We start from the raw sequence: 22,827 nt of genomic DNA on the forward strand, positions 1-22,827 counted from the left end.
AGCGATAATGGCCGCAGTTACATCTCCGGGGAGCTGGCCGACTGGATGGCCAGCCGGGACATGGATCACATTCGCGGTGCCCCGCGCCATCCGCAAACCCAGGGCAAGATCGAGCGCTGGCACCAGACCCCCAAGTACCGCATCCCGCTCGAGAACTACTACCTGCCAGGCGCCTTGGAAGTGGCGATCGGCGACTTCATCGACCACTACAACCACTACCGCTACCACGAGAGCCTCGGCAACCTCACCCCTGCCGATGTCTATCTCGGCAGGCCGACCCGAAGGCGCGAGAAGATCATGGGGCGGTTCAAGTCGCCAAGGCAGGCACAGCGGTTTCTGGCCGCACATGACCAGATCAACACGATCTTCAAACCTCGACGCTATCGCCTCTCCGCGACCTCCTATCGCCACGCCCGGGCAGATGCATTCGGGCTATGGAACGACTATGCCCACCAGATATCTGCCTGAAGAGCCCAAACACAAATCAATCCTCACTGCGAACAACAACTTGGCAATGCCGTCGGTCGACATCGCTTCGCGTAGCGCGCTGTCGGTATCCAGGTCGCCGCGAAAACCGGCGTCGCACAGAGCGTCGGTCAGCAAGCCCAGGTCTTGGACACTTGCCTGCCAGATCGCGGTGGCCTCGGTAATTTGGCTGTCGCACAGTGGGAAATCGTTGCGTTCTTCTCCTTAGTATCATAAAATCCGAAATACGCGGAAATTGCATCGGAAAAATGTACATAAACTTTCGCCATCTCCGCGCGCTGCATGCCGTTGCGGAGCAGGGATCCTTCAGCGCTGCGGCCGAGTCGCTGGGCGTGGTGCCGTCGGCCTTGTCCGAGCTTGTCCGTCAGTTCGAGACCGACATCGGCGCGCCCCTGTTCGACCGGCGCACCCGGCCGCCGTCGATCACGCCGCTGGGGCGGGACTTCCTCGATGACACCGCGCCGCTGCTGTCGGGGATGGAACGCGCCGTCGACCGGCTGCGTGCCCGCGCAGGGCTGGAAAGCGGAACCCTGCACCTTGGCGCGTCGCCATCGGCGATTTCCGAACTTCTCGCGCCGCTGTTGTCCGACTTTCTGTCAGGACGGGCGGGTATCCGCTGCATGCTGCACGACGACATCGCCGAACGGCTGGCGATCATGGTGGCGGAAGGGCGGCTCGACATCGCGATTGCCGGGCGCGCGCAGCGTTCCCCAGATCTGTGTCAGAGGGCGATCCTGCGCGATCCGGTGGGGCTGGCTTGCGCGGCAGGTCACCCCTTTGCGGACAGGGACGCGGTGGCGCTGGCCGAGATCGACGCCGACAACCTGATCGGGCTAGACGCGCAGACTGGCACGCAGCAGCTGCTTACCGATTGTACCGCTATCCCGCGCACTTTCCTCGAACCCCGGCTCGCCGCGCACTCCACCATTGCGCAGCTCTGCCTCGTCCGGGAAGGCCTGGGCGTCGCGCTGCTGCCGCGAAACGCGGTGCTGCTCTTCCGCGACCCCGATATCCGGTTCGTGCCCATCGAGGGACTCGACCTCTGGCGTAGTCTCTACCTTTTGGAGCCTGCCCGCCGGCCCCTTACCGAAGCCGCCCGCGCCTTTGTCGAGGCGCTGGAGGCTGCCGTTCCCACGCTGACATCCTCTTGACCGACAGGACCCGACATGACCGCCCAGTTCCCTTTGCCATTCAAGTGCCGGAAGGCCCCGGCCAGCGGTTCTGCCGGTGTCGTCGTAACCAATCACCCGCTGGGAAGTGCCGCCGGGCACGAGATGCTGGCGGCTGGCGGCAATGCGGTGGACGCAGCCGTTGCCGCGCTTCTGGCGCTGACCGTTGTGGAGCCAATGATGGTCGGCATCGCGGGCGGGGGCGTGTCACATCTGCGGACACCCGACGGAACCCACGTCATCTACGACTGCCTGTCTCATGCTGGGGCCTCGGCACAGCCGGACATGTTCCGCCCGGTATCGGACCGCTTGCCCGACTACATGGAAACAGAAGGCCGCCGCAACCTGGTTGGTCCAGCCGCGGTGGCGGTGCCGGGAAACCTGCGCGGCTGGTGCGCGATGCAGGCCGCCCACGGCGCGCTGCCCTTCGCCGACGTCATTGCCCCCGCGATCCGGCTGGCGGCGTCGGGCTTTCGCGTCACTGCCTACCTGAACGGCACCATCCAGCGCATCGCCGCAGACCTCGCCAGTGATCCGGTGATCGCCGCGATCTTCCTGCCGGACGGTGCGCCCGCCACGCCGGGCCACAGACTGGAGCAGGGCGATTACGCCGAAAGCCTGCGCCTGATCGCGCGCGAAGGCGACGCCGCCTTGTACGGCGGCGCTCTTGGGGCGGCGCTGGTCGAACGCTTGGGCGCAGAGGGCAGCCTGTCGCTGGATGACCTGCGCCGCTACGAGGCGCGCAAGCGGGACGCGATTATCGGCACCTATCGCGGCTTCCAGATCGCCGGTCCGCCGCCGCCGGCGTCGTCCGGCGTGCACGTGACGCAAATGCTGAACGTGCTCGAAGGGTATGACCTGGCCGCGATGGGGTTCGACAGCGCCGAACGGCTGCACCTCATGGCCGAGGTGATCCGACTGGGCTTCGAGGATCGCCGTGCCGCGTCGGGCGACCCCGACTTCGTGGACATCCCGGTCGAAAAGCTGACGTCGAAGGACTACGCCCGCGACTGCCGCGCGCGGCTGCGCGACATCGGCGGTGCAGAGGCCGTGCCCCCGGGATACGAGAGCCGCAACACCACCCACGTCACCGTGGCCGACCGCGACGGTTACGTCGTGTCGGCCACCCATACGATCAACGGGCTGTTCGGCGCGCGGATCATGGTGCCGGGGACCGGGATCATCCCCAACAACTACATGTACAACTTCGATCCGCACCCTGGCAAAGCGATGTCCATCGTCCCCGGCAAGCGGGTGCCGACCTCAATGGCGCCGATGATGGTCCTGAAGGATGGCGCGCCGCGCTTTGCGCTGGGTCTGCCCGGCGCACTTCGGATCTTCCCGTCCGCCATGCAGGCCATCGTCAACCTGATCGACTTCGGTATGAGCCTGCAACAGGCGGTGGAAGCCCCCCGGATCTGGACTGAGGGCGCGCAAGTGGAACTGGAACCTGACTACGCGCACCATCGTGCGGCGCTGGAGGCCAAGGGGCACGAGGTCCAGCTGGTGCCGCATATCGGCGGCGGCATGAACGCCATCGCCTTCGACCCGGACGGACCGATGACCGGAGCCGCCTGCTGGCGCGCCGACGGCACCGTTTCGGCGATGGGAGGCGGGCTGGCGGATGCCGGTGTCTCGTTCCATATCTAAAATGAACCTTCCCCCGAGAGGTGTCTGATGGCACAGAAGACGCTTTTGCTGACTGGTGCGAGCCGCGGTATCGGGCATGCCACTGTCAAGCTTTTCCAGTCGGCCGGTTGGCGCGTCCTAACGGTATCGCGCAGTACGTTCGACGCGCGGTGCCCGTGGCACGCCGGCACGTCGGATCACTTTCAGGGCGATCTGACTGATCCTGACGCCCGCGCAGACCTCGTGGCGCGGCTCCGCGAGACGCTGACCGACACCGGACTGAACGCGATCGTCAACAACGCCGGAATCTCGCCCAAGGGACCGGAGGGTCAGCGTCTGGGCATGGCCGCCAGCAGCGACGAGATCTGGCATCATGTGCTGAACGTCAACCTGATCGGCCCGGCCACGCTTATGCGTGACCTGCTGCCGGAACTGTAGCGCACGCAGGGCGCGGTGGTGAACGTGGGCTCCATCGTCGGCACGCGCGTACACCCGTTCGCGGGCACCGCCTATGTCTGTTCCGAGGCCGCGCTGGCCACGCTGACGCGCGAGGCGGCGGCCGAACTCGGCCCCCGGGGCATCCGCGTAAACATGGCCACGCCGGGCGAGATCGAGACCGAGATCCTGTCACCGGGCACCGAGGACATGGCCCGCCTGATCCCGATGTGGCGCCTCGGCCAGCCTGACGAGGTCGCCCATGTCGTCCTGTTCCCATGTTCGGGCGAGGTGACTTACGTCAACGGAGCATCCATCGACGTGAATGGGGGGCAGCATGTCTGATGCCGCCCCACGATCGCCTGTGCGATCAGTAGCCGCGCGCCGCGTCGGCAACGTCGCTGCAGGTGCCGGTCCTTGCGTATTCCAGCAGGTTGGCGGCGATAATGCGTCCGCCGGTGCCCGCGTCGATCTGCGACGCCACGTGCGGCGTGACCGTGATATCGGGATGGTTCCAGAACGGATGGTCGGCAGGCAGCGGTTCCTGGTGAAAGACGTCAAGCGTCGCCTGCTTCAACTGACCGTCGTTCAGCGCCGCGAGCAGGTCTTCGTCGACAAGATGCGGACCTCGGGCACAGTTGATGACGCAAGCTTCCCTCGGAAGCCTGGCAAACAGATCGGCGGACAGGATTCCGCGCGTCTCATCGGTCAGCGGCAACAGGTTAACGAGAATTTCGCAGCCGTCGAGGAACTGGTCCAGGCAATCGATGCCGGCAAAGCAGGTCACGCCGTGCAGCGTTTTCGGCGATTTCGACCAGCCCCGGGTGGCGAAGCCCAGCCCGGCCAGAGTCTGGGCCGAGGCGGCACCAAGGTTGCCCAGCCCCATCACGCCGACGGTCCGGTTCGGCGCCACCGGGACCACGATAGCGTGCCAGTCGGCCTCGGCCTGCGCCCGCAACTGGCGCGGCATGTCCCGGTGGTGGCGCAGGACGTGCAGGGCGACGTATTCCCGCATGCGCTGGGTCAGGTCGCTGCCCACGGTGCGAATGATCGGCACCCCCGCCGGCAATTCCATGTCGGCCAGGACGTGGTCGATCCCCGCACCGATCGACACGATTGCCTTGAGGTTCTCGAACCGCGCAATGTCACCCGTGCGCGGCCGCCAGACCACCGCGAAATCGACGGTCGCGGGATCGCCCGGATGGTCCATAGACGTGACCTCCCAGCCGGGCAGCAGGCTTTGCAGCATCTCCACCCACCACTGGGTCTTGTCGTCGGCGGGTAGGTAAACGGCGGCTTTCATGGCACTGTCCTTCTTCGTTCGCATCATCGGGTAGGGATATGAATTTCAAACAGCTGGAAGCGTTTTACTGGCTCAGCCAGATTCAGAATTACCGGCAGACCGCGCAGCGGCTTGGGTTGACCCAGCCTGCGGTTTCGGCGCGCATCCAGTCTCTGGAGGCCGACCTGGGCAAGACCCTGATCGACCGGACCGCGCCCAATTTCAGGCTGACGGACCAAGGGATCGAGGTGGCGGATTTCGCGCTGCAGTTCCTGAACCTGCGCGAAACCATGAACACCCGGCTTCTGGACAAGCACAAGAAACGGTTGTCCATCGGGCTGGCGGGGATGGCGGCGCTGACCTGGGGGCCGGTGCTGTTGCAGCGCGTGCGCGACGACCTTCCGGAATTGACGCTGGACGTCTATTCCAGCTCGGACCTGCAACTCGCGCGGTTCATCGACGCGGGCACGCTGGACCTGGCTTTTACCGCCAGCGGGGACCGCGTGCCCGAAGCAGAGTTCACCACCCGGTTCGAAGTCGGCTGGGTGGCGCGCCCAGACCTTGTGGAAGGGGTAGAACAACCGATGACGCCCGAGGCGCTGCGCAACTTGCCGCTGGTGCTGTACCCCAAGACCTCGCCGCTCTGGAACCCGGTGGCCGAGGTCATCGACGAGATGCGCTCGCACCGCGGGGCACGGCACTACGGAAACTCGCTGGCGACGATGTACGAAATGCTGCGGCTGGGCTACGGCGCCTCGGCGCTGGCACTGGTCGGGGTCGAAAAGGAATTGGCGGATGGCCGGCTGGTGCAACTGAGCGTGACCGAGGAGATTCCGCCGCTCGACCTTGCCTGCACCTTCGCCAACCGGGCACGGCGCAAGCAGGTCCGGCTGGTGTTGGACCTGGCGCGCGAATGCGCGCGCGAGTGGTGTCGGGATCATCCGCGTCATGCCACCTTCATCGACGGTGTCTGAGGCTTACTGCCCCAGCTTCGTCTCGACAATCCTGGTTGCGCCAGACAGCTCGCCCAGATGCGTGCCCCCGGTCACCTTGGCCTCGCTGATGCGGCCGCGTTCGGTCTTCAACTCGCCCTCTTCCAGAACGGCATCGAGGTCTTCGGGCGCGATGAATAGCACGCCGCTGTCGTCAGCCAGCACCGCGTAGCCCGGGAGCACCGCGGCCCCGCCGATCGAAACCGGGACGTTGAAACCGCCGCCGGAATTGTAGAGCCGGGTCGTGACCGGCGAGGGCCCACGGGACCACATAGCAAAGCCCTGCTCGGCGATTTCGACGGTGTCGGTGTGCGGGCCGTCGACGCAGCCTCCTTCGAGCCCGATCATCGCTGCCATGCGGGTCACGCCGCCGCCCCAGCAAGCGTATTTCGTATCGCCCAGCCGGTCGACGGCCAGGAAGTAGCCCGGCCCGCACTGGCTGAGGCAATGGTGCAGCAGCGTGGAATCGAGCCCCGGGATCGCCAGCGTGGCGACGGTCGCCGCGACGACCTTGCCCGGCAGGACGGGTTGGATGGCAGGCGCGGCAAAGCCGAAGTGATAGAAATGGCCGATGGTGGCGGTTTCCAGTTTCGCCAACCGGTCCAGCTTATCCTGCGGGATGGCGGCGGGCATCGGGTTCATCTTGTAGGTCAGGTTGGTCATGGTCGGTCCTTATTGCTTGCCCAGAACAAGGTCGGGCAGGAAAGTCGCGAACTGCGGCACGTAAGTGAGAAGGATCAGCACGGCGAAGAGCGGCAGCAGCATCGGCAGCACGGCCATCGTCACCCTTTCGAAGCGGACGCGGCCGACCTCGGACACGATGTAGAGGCCGATGCCCATCGGCGGGGTGGCGATGCCGATCAAGAGCCCCAGCTGGATGATGATGCCGAAATGAACCCGGTCGATGCCGTAGGCGTCGATGATCGGCAACAGCGTCGGCACCAGGATGAGCTTGGCCGGAACCCCCTCGACCACGCAGCCGACGAGGATGATGAAGACCAGGAGCAGCCCGAGAAAGACGTTGCGGTTCTCGGTCAGGGAAAAGGTCCAGTCGGCCAGCTTTTGCGGCGTCTGGTCGATGGCCAGCAACCAGCCCATCGCGATGGAAAAGGCGATGATGATCATGATGACAGACGTCATCATGGCGGTGTCCGACAGCGCCTGCTTGAACTTGTCCAAGGTCAGTTCGCGGTACCAGATGCCCAGCCCGATGCAGTAGACGCAGGCCAGCACACCGGCCTCGGTCGCGGTGACCAAGCCGAACAGGATGCTGCCGAGGATGATCGCGGGGGCCACAAGCGCGGCAAAGCCGTGGCGGGCGGTTGCCACAACCTGGCGCGGGGTGGCGCGCGGCTGGGTCGGGAAATCCTCGAAACCCGCGCGCAGCCGGACGTAGAGCATCAGCGCCAAGCCGACCAGCAGTCCGGGCACCAATCCGGCAAGGAACATCCGTTCGATGCTTTGCTGGGCGAGGAAGGCATAGATGACGAGCCCGATGGACGGCGGGATCAGCGGCCCGATGACCGATGACGCGACGGTGATCGCGGCGGCGAAATCGGACTTGTAGCCGTTTTCGCGCATGGCCTTGATCTCGATCGCGCCAAGCCCCGCGCAATCCGCCACGGCGGCGCCCGAGATGCCGGCAAAGATCATCGACGACAGGATGTTGACCTGCGCCAGCCCGGCCTTCAGGTGCCCGACCAGAGCGTTGGCGAAGGTGAAGATGCGCTCGGTCACGCCGGTCACGTTCATCAGGTTGCCGGCCATGATGAAGAACGGCACCGCGGTCAGCGACGCCTTGTTCACGCCTTCCAGCATCTGCTGCGGGATGATCTGCATCGCCGAGGAGAAATCCGAGGTAGCAAAGGTCAGCACGGTCGCAGCACCGATGGCGATCGACACGGGAACGCGAACGAGGATCAGCGCGATAAAGGTTCCGATCAGGATCCAAGCCATGGCCTCAGGTCTCCGGGTGGTGGTCTGCGACGTTTTCAGGCAGGCCCGCGGCCATCTTAGCAAGGTCGATCAGGGCGGTGATCGCCACCAGGGCGGCGGACAGGAACAGCGGGACCGACAGCGCCAGGCGCGGCAGTTCGAACCCTGCGGGCAGGATCGCGCCGTCATAGACGCCACGGGACGTGGCGATGACCTGCGGGACCTGCCAGAGCAGCACACCCGTCACGGTCAGCGTGGCGATGTCGGTCAGCACCCGCGTCACCGCCATGCCCACCGGCCCGAAAAGTCCGGCGATGAAATCGACACGCACGTCCTTCAGACGGGCGTACATGGCGAAAAAACCGAAGAAGCTGAGCCAGATGAAGAACACCATCGTCCAAGGCCACATCCAGTAGGCCGCGAGGCTAAGCGGGCGCAGGATGATGGTCGCCACGGTCAGACCGAGCATCACCAGAAGGCAGGTGTTGGACAGCCAAAGGAAGATGCCCGCGAGGTTCCAGTTCAGATGGTCGCCCCGGTAGAGAGCCTGCTGAAGCGGGCCCTCCGGTTCATAGCTGAATGGGTTCACTGGCTGGGCGCCCGGCTGGCCTCGACCGCTTCCATGAAGCCTTCGGGCAGTTCGCCGCTCTCGGCCATTTCGGCGTAGAAGCTCTGCATCTTCTCGACCAGCGGTGCGGTGTCGAGCACGGTGAAGGTAGCGCCGGCCTCCTTCATGCGGGCGATGCTTTCGTCCGCGACACCGAACATGACCTCCTGCGAGTAGTCGCCGGCTTCGTCGTAGGCCTTCATCAGGCCGGCACGGGTCTCTTCGTCGAGTGCGGCGAGCGCGTCTTCGTTCACCATGAAGCCGATCGACTGCCAGTATTCGTCGTGGCGGGTGATGTAGGGCGCGACTTCGTTGAACCGCATCGACTCGACCAGCGCGATGGGCGAATTGACCGCCTGAACGATGCTCTTCGAGATACCTTGGTAAACCTCGGTCCACGGCAGGGTGATGACCTCGGCGCCAAGGTGATCCCAGGTTTCGATGGCGACCTTGTTCTCGTGCATCCGCAGCTTGACGCCTGCGATGTCGGCGGCGGATTCGATGGGCACGTTCGACACCATCACGCGGTAGGGCCCGCGCAGTACCCGGGTCGGGTCGCCCAGCGGGCGGACGCCGGACTGCTCGGCGGCGTTGTCGAACCAGCCGCTCACGGTGTCCGATGTCATGAAGCGCTGCCAGTGGTCGTAGTCGTCAAAGGCAAAGGCGGCGGCAACCCAGGCCAGCGCCGGTTCCCACTTCTTCATGTAGCCGAAGCCTTCAGCGTAGATCTGGATGATGTTGGCCTGAAGCTGTTCGAGCACGGCGTCTTCCTTGCCGAGCTGCTCGTTCGGGTAGACTTCGATCTTCAACTCGCCGCCGGTGTATTCCTCGGTCAGTTCGGCAAATTTGGAGAACACCTGCCCCTCGGGGCTGTCCACCGGCATCTTGGTGGCCATGCGCCACGTGGTTTCGGCCAGTGCGGGACCGGCAAGCGCCAGTGCCATCGCGGTCGTCAGGGTCAGTCGCAAATTCTTGGTCATGTCGTTTCTCCGTGTTGTGGGCTGCCCGACCGGTTTCCGGTTCGTGAGTGCCTGTAAGCGACGCAGCCTCTGGGTTTTACGGGGTCGGTGTCGGCCGGTCCGCGGATGAATGTCAGTCGTGCAGGCCCCGGGCGACGTGGTCGCGCACTAGCGTCGCGCCGATGGTGGCCAGCCGCGCGACCAGCTTGCTGCCGGTCTCAGCCGAGCACAGGGTGGGGTCGCATCCGAATGCGCCGGTGTCCGTCGCCTCCAGCGCCTCGATCGGCACTTGGATCTTGGCGCCGTCGACGGTCACGCTGTTGAAGCCGGAAATCGGCAGGCCCTTGATCTCGGATCCTTCGGGGGCCGCGCGGATGAGGTCGGTGCGCAGGATATCGGGATAGAAATGCAGGCCCACCGACGTCAGCGGGTCGCCGCCGTGGCCTGACGACTTTGCCGCCTGCTCCTTGCCGATCAGGCCCGGCAGTTCGCCATAAGCTACCTGCCACAGGTACATCGACGGCACGAACAGCCCGGCCTTCTGGCGCCAGCGCAGCGTGACTTCGGTGATCGCGGGCACATTGCCGCCGTGGCCGTTCACGATCATCACCTTGCGGATACCGTGGCGATTCAGGCAGGCGAACATGTCGTCCAGGATACCGCAAAGCGTGGCATGGCTGATCGAGATTCCGCCCTGGCTGCTGTCGAAGTAGTCGCGCCCGCCGAAGGGAATCACTGGAGCAACAAAGGTCGCCACGCCGTCGGCGCGGGCGGCCTTGGCGATCTCCATGGCCATCAGGTCGGCGGCGAGGTAGTCGCCCATAGGCGCATGGATGCCCTGATCCTCGAGCGACCCCATCGGAAGCAGGACGACGGCCTCGGCGGTCAGGTGCTGCCGCGCCTCTTCGGATGTGAGTTCGGCCATGCGGATCTTTTCGATCATGAATACGCTCCTGCGCTCGGGTGTTGGTGTCAGTCAAACGGCACTGCGGACCGGCGTCCAATTCAAAGGGATTGTCGCGCGATAGAGAAAATTTTCCGCCCCCGGTGTCACGGCGTTCGCTGGCACGTGGACGGGCCAGGACGTCGTGCGACCGGCCTGGGTGGTCCGAACCGGGGCGATCCGGAACGGCGCGGGGTCGATCAGTGTCGCGGCCCCGGTGGCGATCTCTGCCGCCATCTGTCCTGCACCCGGACCAAGACCGAACCCATGCCCGGAAAAGCCGGTGGCGATCACCAGACCGGGCAGACCCGGCGCCTCGTCGATCACCGGCACGCCGTCCGGCGCGACGTCGATGATGCCGCCCCAGCTTTCCACCACCGGTACACCGGAAAGCGCCGGAAAGACGCGGACCACGTCGCGCCAGGCCCGTGCCAGCGTTCTGCGCTGCGGGTCGGGGTCCAGAACCCGGTCTTGCTCAAAAGGACCGGGCCGGTCGGTCTGCCAGCGGCGGGGCGTGCGCAGGTCCTGCATCCGGCTGCCGTCCACCGTCACCGCGATTTCGCGCCGGTTCCGCACCAGCCCGCGCGCGAAGCGCGATGATTGCAACAGGAGATCGCAGGTCAACTGAACCGGGACGCGCCCGCGGCGGGTGATCGTGTATCCGCCATCGGCGCGCGGACGTATTCCGAAACGACCGTTGCCAAGCGCCATGTCCGGCCCGCCTGGTGCCGGGGCGGTCCGCAGGACCGAACTGCGCACCCGTACCTGCGGCAGGTCGATCCCGAGATTGGCGCAGAACAGGCGTGACCAGGCGCCTGCCGCCAGGATCGCACCGTCACACCGGATCACACCTTGTGCCGTCCCGACCGCAGACACCCGGCCGGCTTTGGTCTCAAGCCCGCGCACTGCGCAATTGTTCAGGTTGACGGCACCCGCATCGCGGGCGGCCTCCGCCAGAGCAGAGGCCGCGAGGGAGGGTTCGGCGCGACCGTCATCGGCAGTCATCAGGCCGTCCGTATCCGCCAGGCGTGCGCCGGGAAACGCGGCGTAGACGATCCCGCTGCGGCGAAACCCGGTATCGCGCCCGGTCCGCGTCTTCAGGTCCTGCCAAAGCATCAGGCTTTCGATGCCCAGAGGGTACTCTGCCACGGCGCGGCCCATGCGCCGGACTCAGCCCCAGTTGCGGCCCGACTGCTCTTCGGCAATCCGGCCCTTTTTTCGACCAGTGCCACCCGCAACCCCTGTTCCGAAGCCCAGAGGGCGGCGGAACAGCCGATGATGATGCCGCCTTGTGGCGGAGGTCGGCCGCGTCTGGCAGGCTGACGTCGCCCCCGGACTTCCTGCACGACTGGACGCATCACAGACCCGGCTCACCGCCAGTTCCGACACGCCGGCGCTGCTGGGAAGGCAGACGACCTCCGCCACAAGGCGGCCAATGTCCTCGGGCTGGGTGATCTCTTCGCGCGGCAGGTCGTGGCGGAGTGTCATGTTGGTGGCGGTGAACCCCGGACAAATCGCGCAGGCGCGCACGCCCCGGTCCCACCCGGCGCGCGGCATGGGACAGCGCGACCACGGCGTGTTTGGTCATCTGGTAGCCCCCGTTCAGGCCAGCAGCCGCTTGCCGGACAGAGAGGTGAGCACGATCACCCTGCCGCGGCCGGATCGGCACAGCGCGGGCATCGCGGCGCGAGTCAGGCGGAACGGCGCCTTGACGTTGATCTCCAGCAGGTGGTCGAGCGCATCTTCCATGTCGTCGTCGGGCTGCGGCGCGTCTGGTATCAGCTCCAGCGGGCCGCCGGTCCCGGCGTTGTTGATCAGGGCGTCGATGCGGCCGAAACGGTCCTCGACGGCGTTCACGAACGCCCGTGCGGCCGCCCTGTCCGCGGCATCGTAGGGCATCACCAGCGGATCGAGCGCGGCAATCTCGGGCGGCAGGCTGTCGGGACGGCGCAGACCCATCGCCAGCCGGAGGCCCCGCGCGGCGAGCGCCTGCGCCATGGCCGCCCCGATCCCCCGGTTGCCGCCGGTGATCATCGCCACAGGCGCGGTCATGCCAGGGTCTCCGGTGCGGCCTTGATGCAGGCTGCGGTCCAGTCCGGCCCCATGTCCTGCGCGTCTGGCAGGGCCTCGGCGCAGGCCGGTTCGGCCAGCGGACAGCGGGTGCGGAAGGGGCAGCCCGACGGAGGGTTCGCCGAGCTTGGCAGTTCGCCGGGCAGGATCCGTGGCGCGCCGTCTTTCTGGCGTGGCTTCATGCTGGGCGTCGCGGTCAGAAGGGCGCGGGTGTAGGGATGGGCGGGGTTGGCGAAAATCTGGTCCGACGGCCCCTGTTCGACGATGCGACCCAGGTACATGACCACGATCCGGGTGCACAGGTGGCGCACCACGTGCAGATCGTGGCTGATGAACAGCATCGCCAGCCCGAGGTCGGCGCGCAGGTCCATCAGCAGGTTGACCACCTGCGCCTGGATCGAGACGTCGAGCGCCGAAACCGGTTCGTCCGCGACGATGAAATCGGGCCGGGTGGACAGAGCGCGGGCCACTGCGATGCGCTGGCGCTGGCCGCCGGAAAACGCGTGCGGCCGCCGCCCGGCGGCGTCGCCAGACAGGCCCACGAGGTCAAGCAGGCGGTGCACCTCCGCGTCGATCTCACCCGGCGGCACCAGCTGGTGGATGCGCAGCCCGTCCGCCACCTGCGCCCCGATGCTGCGGCGCGGATCGAGTGATCCGAACGGATCCTGAAACACCATCTGCATCCGCCGCGACAGCCGGCGCTGCTCTGCTGAGGACAGGCCCGCCAGGTCGCGGCCGTCGAACAGGACGCTGCCCTCGGTCGGGCGTTCGAGGCCCATCATCATGCGGCCGAGGGTGGATTTGCCGCAGCCGCTTTCGCCGACCACGCCCACGGTTTCGCCGGGCGCCAGCGACAGCGTCACGTCACGCACCGCCCATACGTTTCGGGTACGGCCAAGCATACCTTGGCGGCTGGGAAAGTTGCGGGCGAGGCCCCGGGCCTCGACCAGTGGTGCAAAGTCGGCGGCGGCATCAAACATCAGCAGACCTCCTTCCAGCGAATACAACGGGTGACGCGGCCTTGGGCGAGGTCGCGGATCGCCGGGGCGTCTGCCTCGCACTGCGTCTGCGCATGGGCGCAGCGCGGCGCGAATCGGCAGCCCGGCGGCATGGCGCGCGGCGGCGGCACGGTGCCCGGGATGGCGTGCAGCCGCTCGGCCCCGCCTTCGGGTACGGACGCGATCAGCGCCGCGGTGTAAGGATGCTTCGGGTCGGCAAAGACCTCTGCCACCGGTCCCGCCTCGACCACTTCGCCGGCGTACATCACGACCACGCGGTCGGCGAGTTCCGACACCACGGCAAGATCGTGGGTGACAAAGATCAGCCCCATGCCGGGGGTGTCCTCTTTCAGTTTGCGGAACAGGTCGAGGATTTGGGCCTGGATCGTCGGGTCGAGTGCGGTCGTCGGTTCGTCGGCTACCAGCAGCCGCGGATTGTTGGCCACGGCCAGTGCGATCATGGCGCGTTGGCGCTGCCCGCCCGACAGTTCGTGCGGGTAGGCGCGGCGGCGATGCTCGGCATCCGGGATGCCGACGTGGCGCAACAGTTCGATCACGCGGGCCTTGACCGCCGCTTTATCCGTCAGGCCGCCGGCACGCAGCGCCTCGGCCAGCTGGTCGCCGACCCGGTAGACCGGGTTCAGCGCCGCGGCGGCATCCTGGAACACCATCGACACCTCGGGACCGCGCAGCGCGCGAAACGCCTCTTCGTCCACTTGGGCGAGGTCCAGAACCTGCCCGTCGCGGGTGCGGTAGAGCATCTGGCCGCTCGTTACCCGCAGCTGATCGGGCAGCAGCCCCAGAAGCGCCAGGCTGGTCAGCGTCTTGCCGGACCCGCTTTCGCCGACCAGCGCGACGGTCTCGCCGGGCATTACCGACAGACCCGACCGGCGCACCAGGTCGATCTGCGGATTCTGGCCGACGGAAATCGCCAGTTCGTAGATTTCGACCAGCGGACCGTCCTGCGCCTCTGCCATCGGTGCCACGGTGCGGCGCCGTGCCGGGCGGCGCATCCACAGCGCCCCGCCACGCGTGACCTCGCGCGGGTCCAACGCCTCCTGCAGTCGGTCGCACAGCAGGTTGAAGGTCAGGATCGTGCCCGCCAGCGCCAGCGACGGCCAGACCAGCAGCATCGGCGCCTGCTCCATCGCGCCGCGCGCGGACCGGATCATCAGGCCCCAGGACGGGGTCGGCGGCACGACGCCCAGCCCGAGGAAACTGAGCCCGCTTTCGATCACCATAGCCGAGGCCACGACCAGCGACATCTGCACCAGAAGCGGCGGCAGCACGTTGGGCAGGATGGTTCGGCCGAGGATCGCCAGCGGGTGAGCCCCCATTGAGCGTTGCGCGTTCACGTAATCCAGCCCGCGCACCTGTAGCGTCGCTGCATAGACCACGCGGGCGTAATTCGGCGTGTAAAGCAGCGTCAGCGCCAGGATCAGCGGCCACGTGCCCGCGCCAAGGATCGTGACCACCAGCAGCGCCAGCAGCAGCGGCGGCAGGCATAACAGGACTTCTGCCGCGCGCACGGTCAACACCTCAACAAAGCCGCGAAAGTAGCCGCCGAGCAGGCCGAGCACGGTGCCGATGATCGCCGCCGCCAGCGCCGAGCCGACGGCGACGAACAGCGACGCCCGCCCGCCCCAGATCAGCCGTGCCAGCACGTCGCGGCCGAAATCGTCCTGGCCCAGCAAATGCGCGGACGACGAGCCGGCAAACCGGTTTGGAATGTCCATGGCGCGCACGTCCTGCAGCGGCAGAACCGGGGCCAGTAGCAGCACGGCCACCAGCGTCGCGACGATGCCGCCTGGCAGCAGCAGCTTGCGGGTTGCGCGGCTCATGACTTCACCAGCGAAATGCGCGGGTCGAGCGCGGCGTTCACCACGTCCACGACGAGGTTCAGAAAAACAAAGAGGATCGAGATAGTCATGACGATACCCACCACCTCGGGATAGTCGCGCGCATCGACCGCGGCGACGAGGTAGCCCGACAGCCCGGGCCAGTTGAACACGAACTCCACCAGGACCGTTCCGCCAATCAGCGTGCCCATCTCGAGCCCGAGAATGGTCAGCACCGGGATCAGTGCGTTGCGCACGACATGCCGGCGCAGGATCGTGTTGCGCGCCAACCCCTTGGCGCGCGCGGTGCGCACATGGTCGCGCTCAAGCACCTCCAGCACGGAGGCGCGGGTCATACGGGTCATGACCGCCCAAAGGCTCAGCGCCACCGTCCCCGCGGGCAGGATCAGTAGCTTGAGGTGCTGCACGGGGTCTTCGGAGAACGGAACGAAGCCGCCCGCCGGCAGCCATTTCAGTTGCTGCGCGAAAATCAGGATAACGACGGAGCCGACGACGAAAACCGGTGTCGACAGGGCCGCCGAGGACAGCAGCGACACGAAGGCATCCACATTGCCGCCCGACCGGATCGCCGCCCAGGTGCCGAGCGGCACGCCGGCGAGACTGGCCAGCAGCGCGGCAGTCACGATCACTTCGAGCGTGCGCGGAAGGCGGGTGGCGATCTGCTCCATCACCGGTGCGCCGTCGCGGAACGACGCGCCGAGATCGCCGGACAGAACCCCTCCCAGATGGTCGATGTATTGCTTCCACAACGGGGCGTTCAGCCCCATCTTCTCGCGCAGGGCGGCCACCGCCTGCGGGTCGGCGGCGATGCTGCCCTGGCTCAGGAGCAGCTCCGCCGGATCGCCCGGGATCAGGTGCAGCAGAAGGAAGACTAGCGTCACCACCACCCAGACAAGGAAGATGGCGACGAGGCTGCGGTATGCGATGTATCGGACCATCAGGCGACTATTTTCAGCCCAGCATCGTCTCTTCCAGCGTGATGCCGGAATAGAAGGTCAGCTGACCGGGCAGATTGCTGAAGCCGGTGACGTTCTGCGCCATGCCATAGCCCTGCGCCCGCCACGCGAGCCCGACCAGAGGCACCGTGTCGATGGCCACTTGCTCCAGTTCGCGGTAGATCGCCTTGCGTTGCTCGGTGTCGAAGGTCGCGCGGCCTCGGGCGAACAGCTCGGTGATCTCGGGCGTCGGCATCTCGTAGCTGCGCACGAAGGAGGCGGGCAGCGATCCGTCGAGCACGTTGACCAGACCGTCGGGGTCGTTGTTGTCGGCGGTGGTGCCCATTACGGCCAGGTCGTACTGGCCTTCATTGCCCTTCTTCACCCGGCTCGACCATTCTGGCAGGTCGAGCTGTACGTTGATGCCGATCATCGACAAATACGCCTGGCAGACCTCGGCAGTCGACTGGTGCATCCCGTATTGGGCGGTCGACAGCATGGTGCAGGAGAAGCCGCCGGGATAGCCCGCCTCGCCCAAGAGCGCCTTGGCCTTTTCCGGGTCGTAGGCCCAGGCATCGGCCAGGTCGGTGTTGTAGAACTCGGACCCTTCGGCGATGGGAAGGTGGTTCAGCGCGCCGCCCCGGTCATAGAAGGCCGCCGCGACGATGTCTTCGCGCTTGATGGCGTGGGCCACGGCCTGCCGCACCTTCGGATTGTCGAAGGGTGCCTTGCTGCCGTTGAAGGTAAGGTACATGAACGGGCCATCCGTGACGTCGAGCTTGAGCGCCTGGTTCTCTTCGACCTGCGCCATCGCCTGCCAGGGCACGTATTCCGCAAGGTCCACGTCGCCCGCTTCGAGCGCGGCCACGCGCAGGTTTTCATCTGCGTACACGATGGCTTCGACGCCCGCCAGCTTGGGCAGACCTTCCTTGTAGTAGCCGTCGAAGGCCTTGAGGCTCAGCGACACGCCGCGTTCGACGCTGTCCAGCGTGAACGGGCCGGCGCCGATTTCGGTCTCGGGGCTTTCACCGGTCTTGATGATCGGCATGTGGTAATGGGCGAACCAGCCGGGCAGAACGGCCAGCGGTTCCGACGTATGCATCTTGACGGTACGGGTGTCGGGCGTTTCGACCTTGGTGATCAGCGCCATCTGGCCCTGGCGGAAGGCGGCGCTGTCGGGCTTTGCGGCCTCGGCCACGGTATAGGCCACATCCTCGGCGGTTACCGGCGACCCGTCGTGCCAGTGCGCCTCGCGCAATGTGAAGGTCCAGACGCCTGCATCGTCCACCGACCAGTCCTCGGCCAGTTCGCCGCGCAGCATGCCATCCGGCCCATAGCTGAGCAGTCCGCGGTGTATCATCAGTTTGATGGTACCCGCTGCCGTGCCGGCGGACGTCCAGGCCGCAAGGCTGGGCGGGAAGGTCGACAGGGCAAAGCGCAGCGTGCCGCCCTCCTGCGCCATCAATTCGCGGGGCCCGAGAAAGCTGAGCGCGCTGACCCCGGCGAGCGATGCGGCAATAAAGTCGCGGCGGTTGAGATCGTTGGTCATCGTAGTCTCCTTGTCGATGGATGCAGGCTCTTGCCGGCCCTTCGGGATTGGATTGGTCGTAATCGTTACTCGACAGCGACCCGGCGTTCTTCGGGGCGGCCATAACCGCCGCCGCCCGGGGTCACGACTTCGAGCCATTCGCCCTTGCGCAGGGTCCCCGCGCCTCGGTCGAAGGGCTGGCTGCCCGGGCTGGTGGCATAGCTGCCGGAACCGCCTTCGCCACCGCCGTCGAGGCCCCAGGACCGCGACAGGTTGCGCGAAATGTCGACGCGCACGAGGCAGTCCTCGGTCGCGCGGTATACCCGCCGCAGCCCCATGCCGCCGCGATGCCGGCCCGCCCCTTCCGAGCCGTCGACCAGTTCGTACCGTTCAAGGATCAGGGGGTATTCCACCTCCAGCGCCTCGACCGGCAGGTTCGACGTGTTGGTCGCGTGGACGTGGATGCCGTCCAGCCCGTCGGCATTGGGCCGGGCCCCGCCGCCGCCGCCGATGGTTTCGAGGTAGACCCAGTAGGCGCACTTGTCGGCTGGGCTCTGCCGGGTGCCCGAAAACAGCGCCACGGTGCAGGACGAATTGGTGCAGGCCGAAACACGCGCGGGCGCGGCCTGCGCCAGCGCGCCCAGTATCAGGTCGGCCACGCGCTGACAGGTCTGTACCCGGCCGTTCACGGCCGCCGGGTGCGCACAGTTCAGGATCGACCCGTCCGGCGCGGTCACCGTGATCGGCCGCGCCAGCCCGGCGTTGGGCAGCACCGAGGGGTCTACCACAGATTTCACTATGTAGTAGACCGTCGCCAGCAGCGCGGTCCGGGTCATGTTGATGCCCGCGCGCACCTGAGGCGGTGCCTCGAAAGCCAGCGCGATGTCTTCGCCCGCGATCGTCACCGTGACCGCCAGCGGAATCGGATCGTCGAAATCGAGATTGTCGAACACGTCCTCGAAGCGCCAGCTGCCGTCCGGCAGCGCGGCGATGCCCGCGCGCATCTTGCGCTCGGCATAGTCAAGAAGCGCCTGCCCAGAGCGCAGCACCGTATCGGCGCCGTACCGATCGCACAGGTCCTGGAAGCGCTGCACACCAACCCGGTTCGCGGCCATCTGGGCGCGCAGGTCCGACAGGCGTTCGCGCGGCACCTGGCAATTCAGCAGGATGAGGTTCTGCACGTCCTCCTGCAACACGCCTTCGCGACAGAGCCGGATCGGCGGGATACGCAGGCCTTCCTGGTAGATATGGGCATGCGCCCGGTCGACGAAATCGGAATGGTGCGCGAGGTTCACGGTCCAGGCCACCAGCGTGCCGCCGTAAAAGATCGGTTCGGCCAGTACGATGTCGGGCAGGTGCGTACCGCCACCCTGGTAGGCATCGTTGCCGACAAAGACGTCGCCGGGGCGGATGCCCTTGGCCGCGTGCAGTTTCAGCACCATCGGGATGAAGTCGAGAAAGCTGCCGAGGTGCACCGGGATGTGTTCCGCCTGGCAGAGCGTGCGCCCCTCGACATCGAAGAGCGCGGTCGAGCAGTCTCGACGTTCCTTGATGTTGGTCGAATAGGACGCGCGCACCAGCGCCTCGCCGGTTTCCTCGACGATGGAGGACAGGGCGGCGCCGATGACCTCGACGGTGATTGGGTCCAGGGCAGCGGACAGGGTCATTGGCCAAGCTCCAGGATCAGGTTTTCGGTTGCGTCGACACGCGCCGATACGCCGGGCGGGATCAGCGTCGTGGTGTCCATCTGCTCGACGATGGCCGGACCGTCAAAGCGCATGCCCGGGCGCAGCCGGTCGCGCGCATAAAGCGTCGTCTCGGTAAAGCAGCCGGTTTCGGGATACCATGTCTGGCGCGCTCCGATGATGGCATGGGCGGCGTCCTCCGGTCCCGGTTCGTGGCTTGGCAAGGTAGCCTTTTCGACCTGGCCCACGGCTTCGGCCCGGAAGGTGACACAGAAGATCCGTTCGTCTTCAACCGCAAAGCCGTAGAGCCGCTTGTGGGCCTCGGTAAACCCGGCGCGCAGGCTGGCCAGGCTCTCTTCGGATATGGGACCGTCAGGCAAGTCGATGGACAGTTCGTAATTCTGACCTTCGTAGCGCATGTCGATGCGGCGGATCAGGCCGCGCTTGTCCTGTGCGATCTCTTCCGCCTCGAACCACAGTTCGACCTCGCCGGTCACGGCCTCGACCGCGTCACGAATGTTGACCAGCATCGACGCCTCAAGCGGCATCAGACGGGTCAGCGGAAATTCGGCGCGCAGGTCGGTCAGCAGCAGACCCATCGCGCAGAGCGTGCCCGGCGTGCGCGGGATGATCACCCGGGTCATCCCGAGTTCCTGCGCCAGGCGAACCGCGTGCAACGGCCCTGCGCCGCCGAAGGCCATCAGCGCGTAGGCGCGCGGATCGTGCCCGCGCTGCACCGAAATGACCCGGATCGCCTTGGCCATGTTGGCGGTAACCACGGAAATGATTCCCTGCGCGGTGGCCATCGTGTCCATGTCCAGGCGCTCGGCCATCCCGTCGATGGCGGCCAGCGCGAGGTCGCGCCGCACTTCCATACGACCGCCCAGCAGATGCTTCGGGTTGAGAACCTGAAGCACGATGTTGGCGTCCGTGACGGTCGATTCCTCGCCACCACGCCCGTAGCAGACCGGACCGGGATCGGCCCCTGCGCTTTCCGGACCGACCTTCAACAGTCCGCCAGAATCAATCCGCGCGATGGACCCGCCGCCCGCGCCAACGGTGTGGATGTCCAGCATCGGCGCCTTGATCGGGTAGCCGTGGACCTGTGCTTCGTTCGTGCGCGCGCATTGGCCCCCGGCCATGAGCGCCACGTCGGACGACGTGCCGCCCATGTCGAAAGTGATTATGTCGGGCTCACCGGCCGCCTTGCCGATCACCTGTGCGGCCACCACGCCGGTCGAGGGGCCGGAGAGAACCGCGCGCACCGGGGTTTCCGCCGCAACTTCGAAGCGCACGACGCCGCCGTTCGACTGGGTCAGGTGCGGCGGGACCGTCAGGCCAAGGTTTTCGAGCCGCGGCGACAGGCGGTGGACATAGCGTTGCATGATCGGGCCGAGGTAGGCGTTGACCGTCGCAGTGGACAGGCGTTCGAATTCACGAAACTCCGGCGCGATTTCGCGGCTGGCGCAAAGAAAGACGCCCGGCAGTTCTTTTTCGAGGATCTCTCTCGCGCGTCGCTCATGCGCGGGGTTCACGAAGGCATAGAGAAAGCAGATCGCCACAGCCTCGACCCCGGCCGCGCGCAATCCGGCGGCGGCCTCGCGGACGGCGTCTTCGTCCAGCGCCATTTCGACCGTGCCGTCGTGCAGCAGCCTTTCGCGTACCTCGAACCGCAGGGCGCGAGGCACAAGCGTTTGCGGCTTCTCGGCGAAGATGTCGTAGAGATCGGGGCGCTTCTGGCGGCCAATCTCGAGAAGGTCACGGAAACCCTCGGTCGTCAGCAACCCGACGCGTGCGCCCCGATGCGTGATCAGCGCGTTTGTTGCAACGGTGGTGCCGTGTCCAAGGTATGCGACAGCGGACGCCGGATCCTGCGTTGCGCCGATGCATTCGCGCATGCCTTGCTCGACGCCCTGCGCGATGCCGCGGGACGGGTCGTCGGGTGTGGAGGATACTTTCCAAATTTCCATCCGTCCGGAGATTTCATCAAAGAGGCAGATGTCGGTGAACGTGCCGCCGCTGTCAACGCCGACGCGCCAGCGTGCGCTTGCGGGTGTCGTTGTGGTGATGTCTTTCATCGCGTCGCGATTTCCTGTCATGCCATTGCCGCTGTGCCCCTTCGGTACGAGGGCCGGGATTGGGCCCATCGGACACGCTGGGTCCGTGCTCCGTCCAATCCAAAACTTTTTTTGTAACCAAGAAATTTTCTATCGTGCCGATCCGCGAGCCCTCATCAGCGCATGGCTTGCCGAAGAATGACAATCTCAAGTTGCGCTGCGAGGCCAGCGCCCCCCGGCAATGCCGAAAGTTGGTCGCACGATCACTCAATCGGATCGGATCGCAGCCCCCCTGTCCCGCGCCGAGCCAAGCTGCGATTCGGTCAAGCTAAGAATTTGGCGTAGCCCTGTAAGGTGCTTTGACCCAGATAGGCCGCTGCGCCCCGCGACGCCGACAAGGATCCCCCGTCGGATCCGTGTTACAAAACCCAATCGCTTCGCGCCCCTCTCCTTGTATGTTTCCTTGACTGCCAAATTTGATCAGAGTGGTGGTTGCCCGGATGAGACGGCCATCCCATCCGGGCGTGCGATTTGGGTCGTCCTCCCCTTGGCTTTTGGGGCCGTAGGGCAGCTTGACCGGATCGTTTCATGGAAAACTGATCTGAACAGATGAAAGGGAGTCCCGGATGTCCCGCATATAAGGAGAGGCCGCTTCCCCCCAGCTTGCCACAGAGCAAGTATACGTCGGCATCGACGTGAGTAAATCGCGACTTGATGTTTTTCTGCACCCGATTGGCCAGTCGCAAAGCGTGGCGAATGACAAACCTGGCCTGCAGCAGTTGGTCCGATTTCTGCGCAAGCATGGGCCTCAACTGATCGTGCTCGAAGCGACCGGCAACTATCATCGGCGCGCGCACCGTCATTTGCACAATGCCGGCTTCGCCGTGGCCTTGATGAACCTGTTTCGGACGCGAAAGTTTGCCGACATGCTCGGCCAACTTGCCACGACCGACAAAATCGATGCCCGTTCGTTCGCCATGTTCGCGGCTATGGTCCGTCCTGAGGCCAAGGCTCCCCCTGCCCCGGCTCAGACCGATCTGGCGGCTTTGCTTGTGGCACGGCGGCAAGCGTCTCAAGCCAAAGGCGCGCTGAACAACCAGCTAGGCGTGACCGAACACCGTAAGCGGTGTCTGCGGCCCACGCGGGATCAGCTTGACGGATTGAAGTTCCAGGGAAGCAGATCGTCGATCTTGCTGGCTGTGTGACCGGCGGCGATCACCTCAAGGGTCGCCCTGAGATACGCGAATAGTTCGACGCC

The 22,827-nt window shown here is 66.0% G+C and carries 19 protein-coding genes and 2 pseudogenes; 6 read left to right on the forward strand and 15 right to left on the reverse strand.

Annotated features, from left to right (window positions below):
• The 4 genes and pseudogenes from AB9K34_RS09200 to AB9K34_RS09215 all read left to right on the forward strand — a co-directional run.
• Positions 1 to 273 (forward strand): annotated as a pseudogene (locus AB9K34_RS09200) (integrase core domain-containing protein); the annotation flags it as partial.
• 461 nt (positions 274 to 734) lie between these two features.
• Entirely contained in the window at positions 735 to 1,637 is a 903-nt protein-coding gene (locus AB9K34_RS09205; RefSeq protein ID WP_369954126.1) for a LysR family transcriptional regulator, read from the forward strand.
• A gap of 15 nt (positions 1,638 to 1,652) precedes the next feature.
• Complete coding sequence (gene ggt / locus AB9K34_RS09210; RefSeq protein ID WP_369954127.1) at positions 1,653 to 3,305, forward strand: gamma-glutamyltransferase; 1,653 nt, start codon at positions 1,653 to 1,655, stop codon at positions 3,303 to 3,305.
• A 27-nt stretch (positions 3,306 to 3,332) separates the two neighbouring features.
• Positions 3,333 to 4,064 (forward strand): annotated as a pseudogene (locus tag AB9K34_RS09215) (SDR family NAD(P)-dependent oxidoreductase).
• 25 nt (positions 4,065 to 4,089) lie between these two features.
• Here the strand turns inward: AB9K34_RS09215 and AB9K34_RS09220 are convergent.
• Positions 4,090 to 5,022, reverse strand: coding sequence for a 2-hydroxyacid dehydrogenase (locus AB9K34_RS09220; RefSeq protein ID WP_369954128.1), 933 nt, complete (start codon positions 5,020 to 5,022; stop codon positions 4,090 to 4,092).
• A gap of 38 nt (positions 5,023 to 5,060) precedes the next feature.
• Here AB9K34_RS09220 and AB9K34_RS09225 point away from each other — a divergent pair, with 38 nt between their 5' ends.
• Positions 5,061 to 5,975: a LysR family transcriptional regulator gene (locus AB9K34_RS09225; protein ID WP_369954129.1), complete on the forward strand. Its 915-nt coding sequence runs from the start codon at positions 5,061 to 5,063 to the stop codon at positions 5,973 to 5,975.
• A gap of 3 nt (positions 5,976 to 5,978) precedes the next feature.
• On the opposite strand, the gene AB9K34_RS09230 is transcribed toward AB9K34_RS09225, so the two are convergent.
• The 14 genes from AB9K34_RS09230 to AB9K34_RS09295 all read right to left on the reverse strand — a co-directional run bounded on the left by AB9K34_RS09230 (position 5,979) and on the right by AB9K34_RS09295 (position 21,590).
• Positions 5,979 to 6,656 (reverse strand): RraA family protein, encoded by a 678-nt coding sequence (locus AB9K34_RS09230; RefSeq protein WP_369954130.1) that lies wholly within the window; start codon positions 6,654 to 6,656, stop codon positions 5,979 to 5,981.
• A gap of 9 nt (positions 6,657 to 6,665) precedes the next feature.
• Positions 6,666 to 7,949 carry a TRAP transporter large permease gene (locus AB9K34_RS09235; protein ID WP_369954131.1) on the reverse strand — a complete coding sequence of 428 codons (1,284 nt, stop codon included), beginning with the start codon at positions 7,947 to 7,949 and terminating at the stop codon, positions 6,666 to 6,668.
• A gap of 4 nt (positions 7,950 to 7,953) precedes the next feature.
• Entirely contained in the window at positions 7,954 to 8,517 is a 564-nt protein-coding gene (locus AB9K34_RS09240) for a TRAP transporter small permease (protein WP_369954132.1), read from the reverse strand.
• Complete coding sequence (locus tag AB9K34_RS09245; protein WP_369954133.1) at positions 8,514 to 9,515, reverse strand: TRAP transporter substrate-binding protein; 1,002 nt, start codon at positions 9,513 to 9,515, stop codon at positions 8,514 to 8,516. The genes AB9K34_RS09240 and AB9K34_RS09245 overlap by 4 nt, the downstream gene beginning before the upstream one ends.
• 112 nt (positions 9,516 to 9,627) lie before the next feature.
• Positions 9,628 to 10,437, reverse strand: coding sequence for a creatininase family protein (locus tag AB9K34_RS09250; protein WP_369954134.1), 810 nt, complete (start codon positions 10,435 to 10,437; stop codon positions 9,628 to 9,630).
• Between the two features lie 33 nt (positions 10,438 to 10,470).
• Positions 10,471 to 11,598 carry an NAD(P)/FAD-dependent oxidoreductase gene (locus tag AB9K34_RS09255; protein WP_369954135.1) on the reverse strand — a complete coding sequence of 376 codons (1,128 nt, stop codon included), beginning with the start codon at positions 11,596 to 11,598 and terminating at the stop codon, positions 10,471 to 10,473.
• Positions 11,599 to 11,607: 9 nt separating this feature from the next.
• Positions 11,608 to 11,994, reverse strand: a complete 387-nt coding sequence (locus AB9K34_RS09260; protein WP_369954136.1) for a hypothetical protein — start codon at positions 11,992 to 11,994, stop codon at positions 11,608 to 11,610.
• Between the two features lie 45 nt (positions 11,995 to 12,039).
• A complete protein-coding gene (locus AB9K34_RS09265) occupies positions 12,040 to 12,489 on the reverse strand; it encodes an SDR family NAD(P)-dependent oxidoreductase (RefSeq protein WP_369954137.1) in 450 nt (149 codons plus the stop codon).
• Entirely contained in the window at positions 12,486 to 13,487 is a 1,002-nt protein-coding gene (locus AB9K34_RS09270; RefSeq protein WP_369954138.1) for an ABC transporter ATP-binding protein, read from the reverse strand. The genes AB9K34_RS09265 and AB9K34_RS09270 overlap by 4 nt, the downstream gene beginning before the upstream one ends.
• The gene (locus AB9K34_RS09275) at positions 13,487 to 15,346 is read right to left on the reverse strand and encodes a dipeptide/oligopeptide/nickel ABC transporter permease/ATP-binding protein (RefSeq protein WP_369954139.1); all 1,860 of its coding nucleotides are present in this window, start codon (positions 15,344 to 15,346) and stop codon (positions 13,487 to 13,489) included. The genes AB9K34_RS09270 and AB9K34_RS09275 overlap by 1 nt, the downstream gene beginning before the upstream one ends.
• Complete coding sequence (locus tag AB9K34_RS09280) at positions 15,343 to 16,302, reverse strand: ABC transporter permease (protein ID WP_369954140.1); 960 nt, start codon at positions 16,300 to 16,302, stop codon at positions 15,343 to 15,345. The genes AB9K34_RS09275 and AB9K34_RS09280 overlap by 4 nt, the downstream gene beginning before the upstream one ends.
• A 13-nt stretch (positions 16,303 to 16,315) precedes the next feature.
• Positions 16,316 to 17,848: an ABC transporter substrate-binding protein gene (locus AB9K34_RS09285; RefSeq protein WP_369954141.1), complete on the reverse strand. Its 1,533-nt coding sequence runs from the start codon at positions 17,846 to 17,848 to the stop codon at positions 16,316 to 16,318.
• A gap of 65 nt (positions 17,849 to 17,913) precedes the next feature.
• The gene (locus tag AB9K34_RS09290; protein WP_369954142.1) at positions 17,914 to 19,494 is read right to left on the reverse strand and encodes a hydantoinase B/oxoprolinase family protein; all 1,581 of its coding nucleotides are present in this window, start codon (positions 19,492 to 19,494) and stop codon (positions 17,914 to 17,916) included.
• Complete coding sequence (locus AB9K34_RS09295) at positions 19,491 to 21,590, reverse strand: hydantoinase/oxoprolinase family protein (RefSeq protein ID WP_369954143.1); 2,100 nt, start codon at positions 21,588 to 21,590, stop codon at positions 19,491 to 19,493. The genes AB9K34_RS09290 and AB9K34_RS09295 overlap by 4 nt, the downstream gene beginning before the upstream one ends.
• A 674-nt stretch (positions 21,591 to 22,264) precedes the next feature.
• Here AB9K34_RS09295 and AB9K34_RS09300 point away from each other — a divergent pair.
• On the forward strand, positions 22,265 to 22,774 hold the full coding sequence (locus AB9K34_RS09300; RefSeq protein ID WP_369954144.1) for a transposase: 510 nt from the start codon (positions 22,265 to 22,267) through the stop codon (positions 22,772 to 22,774).
• Positions 22,775 to 22,827: the final 53 nt, after the last annotated feature.

The organism is Sedimentitalea sp. XS_ASV28, assembly GCF_041224545.1.
Lineage (GTDB): Bacteria > Pseudomonadota > Alphaproteobacteria > Rhodobacterales > Rhodobacteraceae > Sedimentitalea.